A 13,430-nucleotide genomic window follows, 5' to 3' on the forward strand; every position below is an offset into this window, starting at 1 on the left:
ATGCCGAGGTTCGCAGCGAACCTGTCCATGATGTACACCGAGCACCCGTTCCCGGCCCGCTTCGCCGCGGCCTCGGCGGACGGCTTCGAAGCCGTCGAGTACCTGTTCCCGTACGAGTACGACGCCGCCGAGCTGCGCCGTCGGCTGGACGACCACGGGCTGCGGCAGGTGCTGTTCAACGCGCCTCCCGGTGACTGGGATTCGGGTGAGCGGGGGACGGCCGCGCTGCCCGGACGCGAGGCGGAGACGCGGGCCGGGATCGACCGGGCGCTGGAGTACGCGGCCGCCCTGGACTGCCCGCGCGTGCATGTGATGGCCGGACTGCTGCCGGCCGGTGCGGCCCGTGACACCTATCTCGGCAACCTCGCCTGGGCCGCCGAGCGGGCCGGGGCGGCCGGGGTGGACATCCTGATCGAGCCGATCAACCACCGTGACATGCCGGGGTACTTCCTCACCCGGCAGGCCGAAGCGCACGCTGTCGTACAGGAGTTGGGTGCCGACAACGTCAAGGTCCAACTGGACCTCTACCACTGCCAGATCACCGAGGGAGACCTCACCACGGCCCTGCGCCGGGACCTGCCGACCGGCCGGGTCGGGCATCTCCAGATCGCGGGCGTGCCCGACCGGCACGAGCCCGACGCGGGCGAACTGAACATCGGCCATCTCTTCGATGTCATCGATGAGTTGGCCTTCGAGGGGTGGATCGGCTGCGAGTACCGCCCCCGTGCCGGGACGAGCGAGGGGCTCGGCTGGCTGCGCGACTACCGAGGAGCATACGCATGAGGATCGTCATCACCGGTGGCTTCGGCTTCCTGGGCCGCCAGGTGGCCGAACGGCTGCTGGAGACACGGACGTTCCGGGGCGCACCCGTGGACCGGCTGGTGCTGGCCGACCTGTTCGTACCGGACGGCTCGCCGCTCGCCGCCGACCCGCTCGTGGAGGTGGTCCAGGGTGATCTGACCGCGCGGCTGGGCGAGTTGTTCGCCGAGCCGGTGGACGCGGTGATCCATCTCGCGTCCGCCGTGTCGGCCGAGTGCGAGGCCGACTTCGACCTCGGCATGGCCGCCAACGTGGACACCACCCGCGCCCTGCTCGAAGCGGCCCGCACCCAGGGGGCCGCCGGGGGCCCGGTCGTACGGCTGCTGTTCTCCAGCAGTGTCGCGGTGTACGGCTCGGACCCGGCGCTGCCGCTGCCCGAGCTGGTCAGCGAGGCCACCCTGCCGACCCCTCGGTCCAGCTACGGCGTGCAGAAGTTCGTCTGTGAGCAGCTGGTCGCCGAGTACACGCGCCGGGGCTTCGTGGACGGGCGTGTGGCCCGGCTGATGACCGTGTCGGTGCGGCCGGGCAGGCCCAACGCCGCCGCGTCCGGGTTCCTGTCCGGCATCGTCCGGGAGCCCCTGGCCGGGCTGCCGGCCGTCTGCCCCGTCGACCCCGGCCTGCGGGTGGCCCTGGCCTCGCCCCGGCGCACGGTCGCGGGCATCCTCCGGGTCGCGGAGCTAGAGCGCGGCGAAGGCCCCGGGCAGCTGAGCGGGCGGCTCCCGGTCAACCTGCCCGCCCTGACGGTCTCCGTCGCCGAGATGCTCCAGACCCTCCGCCGGGTGGCCGGGGACACCGTCGCGGACCTGGTGACGGTGGCTCCCGAGCCCGCCGTCGAGGCCATCGTGGGCTCCTGGCCCGCCGACTTCGACAACGCGCGCGCCGCCACGCTCGGCCTTGCGGCGGACCCGGACTTCGAGTCGGTCGTGAGGGAGTACCTCGCCGACCACGCCGACGCGGTGACCGCCGTCACCGCGCTCGGGGCCGGGCGGCAGAGCGCCGGTCGATAGACTGAAAAGCATGTTTTCCAAGGTGAGCGGTCCGATACGGCTCGCGGACCGGGTCGCCGCGATCCTCGCGGAGGAGATCGAGTCCGGGCGGCTCGCCGAGGGCGACAAACTGCCGACCGAGGTCGCGCTGGTCAAGCAGCTCGGCGTGAGCCGCACCGTCATCCGCGAGGCGGTGTCCCGGCTGCGCAACGCGGGCCTGGTCGAGCCCCGCCAGGGCCTCGGCGTCTTCGTCCTGCCCCGGCGCACCCGGCCGCTCGATCTGGAGGCGGAGTCCCTGGGCACCAAGTCCAAGGTGTTCCAGATCGTCGAGGTCCGCGCCGCCCTGGAGGGGGAGGCGGCTGCCCTGGCCGCGACCCGTGCCACACCGGACGACATCGCCCGGATGCGCCTGGCGCTGGCCGCCCTGGACACTGCGGTCGCCGCCGACGGTGACGGTGTGGACGAGGATCTGGCCTTCCACCGCTCCATCGCGGAGTCCACCGGCAACCCGGTCCTCGTCCAGACGGTGCGCTACCTGGGCGAGGTGGCCCGCGGCGGCATCCGTGTCACCCGCGCCAACGAGGCCCGCCGCAGCGACTTCATCGAGGCGGTCCGCCAGGAGCACCACGCCATCCTCGCCGCCGTCGAAGCCCACGACCCCGAAGCCGCCCAGGCCGCCGCCCGCCTCCACCTCCGCCACGCCGCCGCCCGCCTCCAGGACGCGGACGACCGCTTCTGGACGGAGACCGACGGGCTGGACGTGCGGCTGGGATCGCCCTCCTGACGGCCGGGTCCTGTTCAGCACGGACCGGTCAGACATGTCCATGTCTCACCGGTCTGGATCATGGTTGACTTCACCTCGCGTTCACCTCCGTGCACGGGCGCGGAGAGTTCACGAGGGATGACACATGCTCAAACGAATACGGCTCCTGCTGGCGGCGGTTCTCACCGCGCTCAGCACCGTCGTGGCACTGGCCGCGCCGTCGGCCGCGGCCGACACCCCGGTGCCCCCGTCGTCGGCGGGCCAGAGGTGGGCACTGAAGGTGGCCGGTCACTTCGTGACCGTCTCCGCCGGGACCAACGGCGACTCCAAGCTCAGGGCCAACCTGACCGCCACCACGCCTGGGACCGCCGAGCAGTTCACGCTGCACACCGACTGGGTCACGGACAGCGGTTTCGGCAGCACGGTGAGCTTCCGCTCCGAGGCGACCGGCAACTACGTCACGACCGAGGACGACGCCAGCGACTCCATGCTGCGGACCCGGGCGACGACGACGGGGGCCTGGGAGCGCTTCACGCTGAAGCCTCTGTCCGGCAACACGTTCGGCCTGCTGGCGTCCAACAAGAAGTACGTGGCGGCGGAGCTGGGCACCTACCCGGACAAGGGACTGCTGCGGGCGCGTACGGCGCAGCCCGCCGATGTCGAGACCCTCGGTTCCTGGGAGCGCTTCACCCTGGTGAAGGTCGGCGGACAGGGTTCCACCAGTCCCGCGCCCGCGCCCACCGCGCAGGCGCCGGTCGCGCGTGACGTCGTCTCCTGGAACGTCTGCGCCAACAACAACGGCTCGTGCTCCCTGAACAAAGCCCCGTCCACGACCGTCGCCACCAACGTGTCGAACGCGCTCCACCAGGCCATGGGCACCCGGCGCCCCGACGCGATCTTCTTCCAGGAGATCTGCGAGAAGGCGGCCAAGCCTCTGGAGCTGGCGCTCGAAAGCTGGGCCGGTCCCATGGACGTGCGTTTCATGCCGACATCCTTCAAGGTCGGCGACACGGACATCGAGGCCCAGAAGGACTGCGACGACTCCAACGACGGTGTCAGCCGGGGTTCCTTCGGCATCGCCCTCGCCGTGCCCGACAGCAACACCTGGTACCAGGGCACCGTCCTTCCGTCGCCGCCCAAGAAGAAGTCGACGGACTTCGCGAAGGAGCAGCGGCCCATGCTCTGCGCGGTCATGCCGGCCGAGGGCACCGCGTACTGCAACGCCCACTTCAGCAGCGGGCCGTACACGGACCCGAACGGCAAACCCGCGGGCGACGACACCGACCCGTCGGACCTGTACCGCCCCAAGCAGGCCCAGACGATGCGCGACACCGTCGACGGCCTGACGCCGCTCGGCTACACCACCTACTACGGCGGTGACCTCAACACCACGCAGAACGACGTCGGTTACCTCGACCCCCTCTACCCGGGCCACCAGGAGTGCGGGCAGCCGACCCCGTCCTCGCCGCACACCGGCGCACCCACGGACGGCAACAACAAGATCGACTACATCTTCGGCCCGCAGGGACCCACGTACACGTGCCGGGTCGTGGACGGCACGCTGTCCGACCACCGGATGATCAACCTGACCACTTCCTGAGCCGCTGAGAGAGTGACTGTGAGGGCCGTCCCGGATCATCCGGGGCGGCCCTTTCGCGTACGCGCCGTGATCTACGTCATTCCGGGCAATCCGTGGAATTTTCCCGGCCGTCTGAAAGGTTGGTGTTTACATCTGATCGTCGAGGACGCGAGGCACCCGTGAACCACTCCCCCACCGAGCAGCCCGCCGACACCGTGGCCCGGCTGCGCGACACGTTCCGTACCGGCCGGACCAAGTCCGTCGAATGGCGCGAGGAGCAGCTGCGCCGACTGCGCGCCATGCTCACCGAGCATGGCGCCGACCTCGCCGCCGCCCTCCACGCCGACCTGGGCAAGAGCGCCACCGAGGCGTACCGCACGGAGATCGACTTCACGATCCGCGAGATCGACCACACCCTGGAGCACCTGGAGGAGTGGCTGCGCCCCGAGCCGGCCCCGGTCCCCGCGTACCTCGGCGACGACGCCACGGCCTGGACGCAGTACGACCCGCTCGGCGTCGTCCTCGTCATCGCCCCCTGGAACTACCCGGCCCAGCTCCTGCTCGCCCCCATGGTCGGCGCCCTCGCCTCCGGCAACGCGGTCGTGGCGAAGCCGAGCGAGCTGGCCCCGGCCACCTCCGCCGCGCTGGCCGAGCTGATCCCGGCCTACCTCGACACCGACGCGGTCGCCGTGGTCGAGGGCGGCATCCCGGAGACCACGGCCCTGCTGGCCGAGCGCTTCGACCACATCTTCTACACCGGCAACGGCACCGTAGGCCGCGTCGTGATGCGCGCCGCCGCCGAGCACCTGACCCCCGTCACCCTCGAACTCGGCGGCAAGTCACCGGCGTTCGTCGACCGGGACACCGACCTCGACGTGGTCGCCGACCGGCTGGCCCGCGGCAAGTTCCTCAACGCCGGGCAGACCTGTGTCGCCCCCGACTACGTCCTCACCGACCCGGAGACCGCCCCCGCCCTGGAGGCAGCGCTCGTCCGCGCGATCGAGGGCATCTACGGCACTGACCCGGCGGCCTCGCCCGAGTACGGCCGCATCATCAACGAGCGCCACTTCGACCGCCTCTCCGGCCTGCTCGACTCCGGCCGGGTGGCCGTCGGCGGGGACAGCGACCGTACGGTCAAGTACATCGCCCCGACCGTCCTGGCCGACGTCGCCCCCGAGGCACCGGTGATGCGGGAGGAGATCTTCGGGCCGATCCTCCCGATCGTCACCGTGCCGGACCTGGACGCGGCGGTGGACTTCATCAACGACCGCGACAAGCCCCTCGCGCTGTACGTCTTCACCGACTCCGATACCACCCGCGAGCGCATCGCCGCCGAGACCTCCTCCGGCGGCCTGGGCCACGGCCTTCCCCTCGCCCATCTCACCGTCTCCGACCTCCCCTTCGGCGGCGTGGGCGAGAGCGGCATGGGCAACTACCACGGCCGCTATTCCCTCGACACCTTCAGCCACCGCAAGGCGGTCCTCAGCAAGCCGCTGGCCTGACGCTTCACAGCCACCGCCGCGCCGCCTCGACGCTGTCCCCGCCGCTGGTATTGAAGGCGAGGGCGGCCCGAGGGGCATCTCCGTCGATACCGGGAATCGCTTGCGGGTCGTAACCGACGACGAGCACGGAAGCCATGCCGCCGACCTGCTCCCCCTCCACCACCCCGCCGGGCGGCAATTTCACACCGGTGCCGCTGCACTGACACGGCCGGTGAAAGACGCTAGCTTCCTGGCTGAGTTCATGCCGGGAGCATGGGCCAAAAGGGGAGGGGTTCTTCGTGTTTTCCAAGAAAGTGCTGCCCAGAAGGCTGGGCAGAGCGGCGGGCGCGGTGACGGCGATGGCGTTCGTGGCGGTGCTGGGATCGGCCACCGCCGCCAACGCCGGGGCGAGTTGCAGCCTCGCGGGCTGCTCGTCCTCGGTGAACGACACCGCTCTGGGGGCCACGGCGCTCAAGAACTGGTGTCGCGGCGGCGACAGCACCGGCGCGTGGACGGCCACCCAGCCGACGTGCAAGAGCGACAACGTGGCGCAGACCACCTACTACCTCTCCTCGGGCGGGGGTCACACCCCCTACCAGGAGGACTGGGACACGCTGCGCATCGACGCGGGGTACTGCTACAAGGTGAAGTTCATCGTCGACCTCGGCTCCGACTTCACCAAGACCTACGACCGCCGAGGCACGTCGGCCGCCTATGTGAAGGCGGCGGACAACGCGGACGCCCATGTCGTCGGCCAGAGCTCCAGCTCCTGCCCGTGACCGCGGGGACGGGAAAGTAGGCGAACCACCGGCGGGCGGCCGAAAGACCGTCCGCCGGTGGCGTTCAGTGGATGACCCCAACCCTCTTCTCAGCCGGCGGAGTTGCCTCATGCCTGCGCACGGACGGCACCGCCAGCACCACCCCCACCGCGGTCAACTGCCACAACACCCCGAATCCCAGCAGCCGGTCCGCGCCCACGACCCCTGACACCGGCCCCGCCAGCGCCAGCCCGAGCGGTCCCAGGGCAAAGGCACCCAGACTGTCGAAGGCGCTGATACGCCCCCGCACCTCCGCCGGGATGTCACGCTGGATGACGGTCGCGGCGAGGGTGGTGCACACGGCGGCACCGATCCCCGCGCAGAAGGCGGCGGCAGCCACCCAGACAAGCGGCAACCTGAAGGCCAGCGCGGCCGCGGGAACGGCCCAGCCGGCGGACGCGGCCACGGACCAGGTGAGCCCCCGCCGGGGGTTCCGGCCGAGCAGCAGCAACCCGCCGACGATCGCGCCGATCCCTTCGAGGGCCAGCACCAGCCCCCAGGCCCTCGCCCCGCCGAGCCGCTGCTCAGCCATGGACGGTCCGAGGACCAGGAACGGCGCCCAGAGGAGGAAGTTGAAGAGGCCGATGTGGAGGGTCGTGACCCACAGCCAGGTGCGTGCGGTGAACTCCCGCCAGCCACGCCCAAGTTCGCTGAACGACCCACCCCCGGCACCTTCGGCCGTCCGCGTCAGCGGCAACCCCACCAGAGCGACGACACTCACGCCGTAAGTGACCGCGTCGACAGCGACCACCGTCCCGGCGTCGAAGGCGGCGACGAGCAGACCGGCCAGTCCCGGCCCCACGATCGAGGTCATCGGCCGGGCCATCTCCAACAGCGCGTTGGCGTCAGCGAGTTCGTCCGCCGGGACGAGACCGGGAACCAGTGCCGACAAGCCCGGCATGAATCCGCCCTCCCCGATCCCGAGGAGCACCGCCAGCACGACCACTTCCCAGATCCGCACGCTGTGGGTGAGCAGCAACACGGCCAGCACACCTTGGGAGAGGAACCGGAGCAGATCCGCCGCCGCCATGACCGTACGGGCCCCGATCCGGTCGGTGAACACGCCGCCGAGCAGCAGCACGACCAGCACCGCGAGAATCCGGGCCGCCATGACCCCGCCGACGGCGTCGACACCGCCACCGGGGAGCTGCAGCACGGCGAAGGTCGTGGCGATCGTGTTCATCCCGGAGCCGAGCAGCGAGGTGGTCCGGCCGAGCAGGAAGCGGCGGAACCGGGCGTGCCGCAGTACGCGCAGCCGGTGAGTACCGAGTGTCATGAATCCGCACCCTGCCTCCGCCGAACAATTCACCGCAAGGGGTTCCGCGAATAAATTCCGCCTCTTTATGAAAACCTTCCGCCTGGCGCGAGTTGGCGCAGTAAACGGATTGCGTTTACCGCAATACGCCTGATGGTAAGGTCAGTTACCGAAACACAAGAAGGCTCCGTGAAACTCATTTACTGCGGGTGGGCGGCAACATGAGCAAGGACCAAGTGGCACCGGTCGAATACGGCGCCGCCGTCGACCGCTACCTGGCCGCAGTGGATCTCGGCCCCGCGTCCCGCCGTGTCTACCGCATATCGCTGCTCGGCTGGGCCTGGCCCCTGGTCGACCGGCGCACCCCCACCGGCCGCGACCGCAGGGGCGCCCACCCGCCGACCGTCCCCCTCGCCCTGCTGGACGACCCGAAGACCCCAAAGCGCCTGCGACGAGGGCTGGCCGACCGCACCGCCTCCGCACAACCCACCACCCTCACCCGGGAGTTGGCCTGCCTCCGAGCAGCCACCGCCTGGTGGCTGGCGCGAAGCTGGATCAGCACGGACCCGGCCGCCGGCCTGGCACAACCGCCCGCGCCGACCCGGCTCCCCACCCCGGACCGCGCCCGAGCCGCCCTGGGCCTGCGGGCGCCACTCCGAGAGCTGACCCTGTGGTACCTGCTCCACGAGTCCCGGGCCCCCGTGGAGCACGTACTCGCCCTGGACATCGACCACTTGGACCTCCCCGGCCGGCGCACCAGGAGAGGCGCGAAGGCCGGTGTGAGCTGGGGCCCGGGAACGGCCCGGCTGCTCCCCCTGCTCCTGGCAGGCCGCACCGCGGGCCCGGTGTTCGTCACCGCCCGCCGAGCCCCCGCCACCACACCCCCGACCGACCGCTGCCCGGTGACCGGCCGTGGCCGCCTCTCCTACCGCCGGGCCGCGGAACTCTTCACCGCCGCGACCAAGCCCCTCGACCCGTCCGGCCGCGGCTGGACCCTGCTGGTGCTGCGCGACCGCTCGCCCCGCGACAGGGCAGCGGCGACAGCGGCTCCCTGAGCGCCGGCATCTACCCCGGTCCGTCCAGCACCGCCCTCAACTGGTGCAGCCGCACCGCGAGATGGAGCCGCAGCGCGGAGTCCGCCGAGCGCCAGTCGTCGCCGAGGAGGGCCGCGATGCGGTCCAGGCGCTTCAGCAGGGTGTTGGTGTGCACATGGAGGGAGTGGGCGGTCCGGCTCAGGTTCCCGGAGTGGGCGAAGTAGGCGGCCGCCGTGCTCACGAGGTCGGTCGAGCGGCGTCGGTCGTAGTCGAGCAGGGGGCCGAGGGAGTCGCTGATGAACCCGTCCAGTTCCTGGGCGCGCCGGGGGTCGAAGACCAGCCCGTACATCGCGTACCGCCGCGTGGTGGAGCCCCGGTCGGTGTCGCCGAGGGAGCGCATGACGTCCAGGCAGCGCTGGGCCAGCGTGAAGGAGTGGGCGCGGTCGTGTCCGGTGATCCGGTCGGCGACCACGAGGACCGGCGTGCCGAGTCTGCGGCGCAGCCGGTGGTGCAGCATCCGTACCGCGGCCTCGGGATCGTCGGCGTGGAGCAGCATCGTCGCCCGGCCCAGGTATTCGCCGGCCAGCCCGGACCACTCCGGGGAGGAGGCGTGCAGCTCGCGGACGATGTCGCCGGCGGACCGGTCGGAACAGTCGGCCGCGACCAGGACGTCGAGCCGGTCGACGTCTACGCCGCGAGCGAGCGCGCGGTCGCGCAGCGCGGGATGGACCGGCTGGAGCGGCGGGTGGGACAGCAGCTCCGTGAGCAGTTCGCCCCGTACCCGCTCCTCGGCCTCGACACGGGCGTCACGCATGAGCGCGAGCAGGCCCGTGATCTGGGCCGAGCGCTCCAGCATCCGGACGTCCGCCGACTCCGTGAGGGCCCGGCGCCGGAGGGACAGGGAGCCCAGGTGGCTGCCGCCGGCCTGGATGGCGGCCACGCTGAGGACCGTGCCGTCGTCGCCCTGGCCGTAGACGCACCGCCCGGTCCGGCGCGCCTCCTCCAGCAGCTTCCGCTCAAGTCGGGGGTCGGCGCCCGTGGTTCGGGCCCCGGAGGAGCGTGCGGCGACGACCTTGTCGTCCCGGTCCCGGATGGTGACCACGCCCTCCAGATGCTCGACCAGTGACTGCGCGATGTCACCCGGTCCGCCGCCGGTCAGCACCACATGGGTCAGCGCCTCGTGCACCGCGGCGGCCAGCTCCATGGTGGCGACCTGGTCCTCGATGACGCGGTACGCGTCCTGGAGGCGTTGGAGTGCCACCCGGCTCTCGTCGTACAGCCGCGCGTTGTTGAGCGCGATCGCGGCATGGTCGGCGAAGGCGCTGAGGAGGGCGACCTCGTCCTTCTCGAAGGGGCGCTCGGTGCGGTCGGCGGCGAAGAGGACGCCGATCACGCGGTCGCCCACCAGGAGCGGTACGCCGAGCAGTGCCACCAGTCCCTCGTCGGAGACGAGGCGGTCGAAGACGGGGTCGCGGTGGAAGCCGTCGGCGTGCCGGTAGTCGCTGACCCAGACGGGCGCCCTGGTCTCGATCACCCAGCCGCCGAGGCCGGCCCCGGCGGGCATGCGCGCGGAGGAGAACTCCGGCGAGATGGTGCCCGCCGCCGCGCCGAGGGCGAGAGTGCCGTCCGCGTCGCGGAGCGAGAGATAGACGAAGTCGCTCCCGATCAGCTCGTGCGCCTCCCGGACGACGGCCGGCAGCACCACGTCGACCTCGCCCAGCACGGTCAGCGAGCGGGCCGTCGCGTACAGGCTGCTCAGCTCGCGTTCGCGGCGCAGCCGGTAGGCGGCGAGTCCGCCCTGGCCGTCGTTCCTGTCGGGCTCGGACTCGGTCGGTGCCATCGCTCGCCTTTTACGAGAGGGGACGAGAAGGGAGGTGGTGGATTCACCCACCCCTGGAGTGCGAGGAGTGTAGCCAATCCCCATCTCCCAAAGCGCTTGCTCAGCCCTACTCTCACCCCACACAGAGCTGTGACACATGCCCCGACCGGCCGGCGGGCGTCCCCGCACATACCCCTGACCAGAACCGGAGGGATGCCTCCCATGGCCTCATCCACGCAGGCCCAAGTCCAGGGCGACGGCTCCGATCCCGCCAGCGTGCCCGAGCGCCGTACCGGCTGGAAGCTGCTGGCGGCCGGACTGATCGGCAGCTCGATCGAGTGGTACGACTTCTTCCTCTACGGCACGGCGGCGGCGCTGGTCTTCCCGCACGTCTTCTTCCCGCACTCGTCCGCCTTCATGGGCACGCTGCTGTCCTTCAGCACCTTCTGGGCCGGGTTCGTGGCCCGGCCGCTCGGCGGGCTGCTCGCCGGTCACTTCGGTGACAAGCACGGCCGCAAGCCCACGGTCGTGGCCTGCCTGATCGGCATGGCCGCGGCGACGTTCCTCATCGGCTGTCTGCCGAGTGCCGCGAGCGTCGGCGTGCTCGCACCGGTCCTGCTGGTGCTGCTCCGCTTCGTCCAGGGGGCGGCGGCGGGCGGCCAGTGGGGTGGCATCGCGCTGCTCCTCACGGAGTCGGCGCACCCCAAACGCCGTGGTTTCGCGGGCACGTTCGGGCAGACGAGCGTCCCGGTCGCGGTCATCATCGTGAACCTGATCTTCACCACGACCGGCTCCGTCATATCGAGCGACGCGTTCCTCGACTGGGGCTGGCGCATTCCGTTCCTGCTCAGCGCGGTCATGTTCCCCGTCGTCCTGCACATCCAGAACAAGGTCGAGGACACCCCGGACTTCCGCCAACTCCAGGAAAAGGCCGCCGTCAAGCCGGAAGCGAGCGTGGTCCGGGCCCCGCTGACCGAGGCTGTCCGCCGCAACTGGCGCACCATCCTGCTCGGTTGCGGCACCCTGTCCGCGACGAACAGCCTCTTCTACGTGAGCATCACCGGCCTGCTGAGCTACGGCACGACGACGCTGCACATGGAACGCAACTCCCTGCTCACCGTCACCCTGCTCAGCTCGGCCCTGATGGCGGGGATACTCCCCTACGCGGGCCACCTGTCGGACCGCTTCGGCCGGCGCAACCTGGTCCTCGTCGGCGGGCTCGGCGTGGCGGCCTGGGCGTTCCCCTACTTCGCGCTGGTGGACACTGCGTCGGCGCCCCTGGTCTTCGTCGCGGTCACCGTCGGCTTCCTCTTCCAGGGACTGACGTACGGCCCGATGGCCGCCTTCCTCGGTGAGCTTTTCGCACCCAACGTCCGCTATTCCGGCGCCTCTCTGGCCTACCAGCTGTCCGCCATCATCGTCAGCGGCGGTACGCCGATCCTGATGACCGCCGTGATCGCGGAGACCGGGACGACCACGCTGGTCGCGGCGTACATCGCGCTCATGGGCCTGATCACCTTCGTCTGTGCCTGGTTCCTGCCCGAGACGAACACCGCCGAGGTGCGCCGGGACCCCGACGCGCTCCCCGGAGCACAGCTGTACTCCTGACCGGCTGCTCAGTTGGTCCCGGCGGTGAGTTCGCCGAAGAGCCTGTTCGCGGCCTCCGAGGTGAACTGCCGCTGGAGTTCCGCTCGGGCGACCTGCTTGCGGAACTCTCCCGCGTGCCCGGTGTCACCGGCGTCGTGCATGACGTCGGTGATCCAGGTGGCGAACGCCTGGTAGTTCCAGATGTGCGGCAGGCAGGTCTCGGAGTAGCTGTCGAGCAGACTCGCATCACCCTCCTTGACCCGGCGGAGGACCGCGCGGGCGAACACCTCGGCGTCGTGCAGGGCGAGATGGATTCCCTTCGCGCTCATCGGCGGAACGATGTGCGCCGCGTCCCCGAGGAGGAAGAGCTTGCCGTAGCTCATGGGGTCGAAGACCACGCCGCGCAGGGGCACGATCTGCTTGCTGACGATCTCGCCGCGCGACACCGACGTCCCGAACCGGGCTTCCAGTTCGCCCCAGACGCGCTCGTCCGGCCACTGCTCGGGGGTGTCGTCCAGGGCGCACTGGAGGTAGATCCGGGTGGCGTGCGGGCCGCGCGGGATCAGTCCGGCGAGGCCGCGCGAGTGGATCGCCATGCCGGACGGGCTGGTCGGGACGGCGGCCAGGGCGCTGAGCCAGGAGTACCCGTACTGGTGGGAGTACTCGGTGAGGGCGCCTGCGGGCACGGAGCGCCGGCTGACACCGTGGAAGCCGTCGCACCCGGCGATGAGATCGCAGTCGACGACCCGGGTCGTGCCGTCGGCGTCCCGGTAGCGGGCGCGGGGGTGCGCGCCGTCGATGTCCTCCAACGCCACGTCGGCGGCCTCGTAGCGCAGATCGCCGCCCTCGCGCAGGAAGACGTCGGTGAGGTTGCGCACGAGGACCTGCTGCGGGCAGTAGAGGCTCTCGTTGTCGTCGTCCACCTCGATCGGCATGGCCTCCCCGTCGAGGTAGAAGCCGCCTTCGCTCTGCGGGACGGGGTCGCCCGCCAGCACCTCCGCGAGCCCCCACTCACGGAGCATCCGCACCCCGAAGCCGTCGATGGTCCCGGCCCGCTGCCGCTGCTCGACGTAGGCGCGGCTGTGCTTCTCCAGTACGACGCAGCCGACGCCGTTGCGCAGCAGGAAGTTGCCGAGCGCCAGGCCGGCGACGCCGGCTCCGACGATGACTACGGCGGTGTGGTCGCGTGTCTCGGTCATGGGTGTACGAGCCTCCGTGCTCAGAAGGGTGGTCGGGGGGACTGACACCACTCTGGAGCCGGACCGGGGCGGGGAACCACCGGGAAAGGG

12 protein-coding genes are annotated in these 13,430 nt (G+C 70.9%); 8 read left to right on the top strand and 4 right to left on the bottom strand.

All coding sequences use genetic code 11. From position 1 onward, the window contains the following. The 5 genes from otnI (at position 1) to ACIGA3_RS05745 (ending at position 5,649) form a co-directional block, all read left to right on the top strand. Positions 1 to 783, top strand: a complete 783-nt coding sequence (gene otnI, locus ACIGA3_RS05725; protein WP_399710919.1) for a 2-oxo-tetronate isomerase — start codon at positions 1 to 3, stop codon at positions 781 to 783. After that, positions 780 to 1,826: a D-erythronate dehydrogenase gene (denD, locus tag ACIGA3_RS05730; protein ID WP_399710921.1), complete on the top strand. Its 1,047-nt coding sequence runs from the start codon at positions 780 to 782 to the stop codon at positions 1,824 to 1,826. Before otnI ends, denD begins: the two co-directional genes overlap by 4 nt. A gap of 10 nt (positions 1,827 to 1,836) precedes the next feature. Then, the gene (locus tag ACIGA3_RS05735; protein ID WP_399710923.1) at positions 1,837 to 2,589 is read left to right on the top strand and encodes a FadR/GntR family transcriptional regulator; all 753 of its coding nucleotides are present in this window, start codon (positions 1,837 to 1,839) and stop codon (positions 2,587 to 2,589) included. A 124-nt stretch (positions 2,590 to 2,713) separates the two neighbouring features. Continuing rightward, positions 2,714 to 4,168 (top strand): fascin domain-containing protein, encoded by a 1,455-nt coding sequence (locus tag ACIGA3_RS05740; RefSeq protein WP_399710925.1) that lies wholly within the window; start codon positions 2,714 to 2,716, stop codon positions 4,166 to 4,168. A 158-nt stretch (positions 4,169 to 4,326) separates the two neighbouring features. Further along, entirely contained in the window at positions 4,327 to 5,649 is a 1,323-nt protein-coding gene (locus ACIGA3_RS05745) for an aldehyde dehydrogenase family protein (protein WP_399710927.1), read from the top strand. 4 nt (positions 5,650 to 5,653) lie between these two features. On the opposite strand, the gene ACIGA3_RS05750 is transcribed toward ACIGA3_RS05745, so the two are convergent. Then, positions 5,654 to 5,785 (bottom strand): hypothetical protein, encoded by a 132-nt coding sequence (locus ACIGA3_RS05750; protein WP_399710929.1) that lies wholly within the window; start codon positions 5,783 to 5,785, stop codon positions 5,654 to 5,656. 142 nt (positions 5,786 to 5,927) lie between these two features. Between ACIGA3_RS05750 and ACIGA3_RS05755 the strand changes: the two genes are divergently transcribed. Beyond that, positions 5,928 to 6,407 (top strand): hypothetical protein, encoded by a 480-nt coding sequence (locus ACIGA3_RS05755; RefSeq protein WP_399710931.1) that lies wholly within the window; start codon positions 5,928 to 5,930, stop codon positions 6,405 to 6,407. A 64-nt stretch (positions 6,408 to 6,471) separates the two neighbouring features. Here the strand turns inward: ACIGA3_RS05755 and ACIGA3_RS05760 are convergent, their stop codons facing one another. Further along, positions 6,472 to 7,722 carry an MFS transporter gene (locus ACIGA3_RS05760; RefSeq protein WP_399710933.1) on the bottom strand — a complete coding sequence of 417 codons (1,251 nt, stop codon included), beginning with the start codon at positions 7,720 to 7,722 and terminating at the stop codon, positions 6,472 to 6,474. Between the two features lie 200 nt (positions 7,723 to 7,922). On the opposite strand from ACIGA3_RS05760, the gene ACIGA3_RS05765 reads away from it, so the two are divergent. Further along, entirely contained in the window at positions 7,923 to 8,756 is an 834-nt protein-coding gene (locus tag ACIGA3_RS05765) for a hypothetical protein (protein ID WP_399710935.1), read from the top strand. 10 nt (positions 8,757 to 8,766) lie between these two features. Here ACIGA3_RS05765 and ACIGA3_RS05770 read toward each other — a convergent pair whose 3' ends face one another. Further along, a complete protein-coding gene (locus ACIGA3_RS05770) occupies positions 8,767 to 10,575 on the bottom strand; it encodes a helix-turn-helix domain-containing protein (protein ID WP_399710937.1) in 1,809 nt (602 codons plus the stop codon). A 201-nt stretch (positions 10,576 to 10,776) separates the two neighbouring features. Between ACIGA3_RS05770 and ACIGA3_RS05775 the strand changes: the two genes are divergently transcribed. Continuing rightward, a complete protein-coding gene (locus ACIGA3_RS05775; protein ID WP_399710939.1) occupies positions 10,777 to 12,162 on the top strand; it encodes an MFS transporter in 1,386 nt (461 codons plus the stop codon). Positions 12,163 to 12,170: 8 nt separating this feature from the next. Here the strand turns inward: ACIGA3_RS05775 and ACIGA3_RS05780 are convergent, their stop codons facing one another. After that, positions 12,171 to 13,340 (bottom strand): 4-hydroxybenzoate 3-monooxygenase, encoded by a 1,170-nt coding sequence (locus ACIGA3_RS05780; RefSeq protein ID WP_399710941.1) that lies wholly within the window; start codon positions 13,338 to 13,340, stop codon positions 12,171 to 12,173. Between the last annotated feature and the right edge of the window lie 90 nt (positions 13,341 to 13,430).

It is taken from the genome of Streptomyces sp. NPDC085596 (assembly GCF_044541565.1).
Taxonomy (GTDB): domain Bacteria; phylum Actinomycetota; class Actinomycetes; order Streptomycetales; family Streptomycetaceae; genus Streptomyces.

What these genes read in the sequence shown, in the direction of transcription:
- ACIGA3_RS05760 (WP_399710933.1), bottom strand. Translation starts at nt 7,722, where the DNA reads ATGACACTCGGTACTCACCGGCTGCGCGTACTGCGGCACGCCCGGTTC.
- otnI (WP_399710919.1), top strand. Translation starts at nt 1, where the DNA reads ATGCCGAGGTTCGCAGCGAACCTGTCCATGATGTACACCGAGCACCCG.
- ACIGA3_RS05750 (WP_399710929.1), bottom strand. Translation starts at nt 5,785, where the DNA reads ATGGCTTCCGTGCTCGTCGTCGGTTACGACCCGCAAGCGATTCCCGGT.
- ACIGA3_RS05735 (WP_399710923.1), top strand. Translation starts at nt 1,837, where the DNA reads ATGTTTTCCAAGGTGAGCGGTCCGATACGGCTCGCGGACCGGGTCGCC.
- ACIGA3_RS05775 (WP_399710939.1), top strand. Translation starts at nt 10,777, where the DNA reads ATGGCCTCATCCACGCAGGCCCAAGTCCAGGGCGACGGCTCCGATCCC.
- ACIGA3_RS05780 (WP_399710941.1), bottom strand. Translation starts at nt 13,340, where the DNA reads ATGACCGAGACACGCGACCACACCGCCGTAGTCATCGTCGGAGCCGGC.
- ACIGA3_RS05770 (WP_399710937.1), bottom strand. Translation starts at nt 10,575, where the DNA reads ATGGCACCGACCGAGTCCGAGCCCGACAGGAACGACGGCCAGGGCGGA.
- ACIGA3_RS05740 (WP_399710925.1), top strand. Translation starts at nt 2,714, where the DNA reads ATGCTCAAACGAATACGGCTCCTGCTGGCGGCGGTTCTCACCGCGCTC.
- ACIGA3_RS05765 (WP_399710935.1), top strand. Translation starts at nt 7,923, where the DNA reads ATGAGCAAGGACCAAGTGGCACCGGTCGAATACGGCGCCGCCGTCGAC.
- denD (WP_399710921.1), top strand. Translation starts at nt 780, where the DNA reads ATGAGGATCGTCATCACCGGTGGCTTCGGCTTCCTGGGCCGCCAGGTG.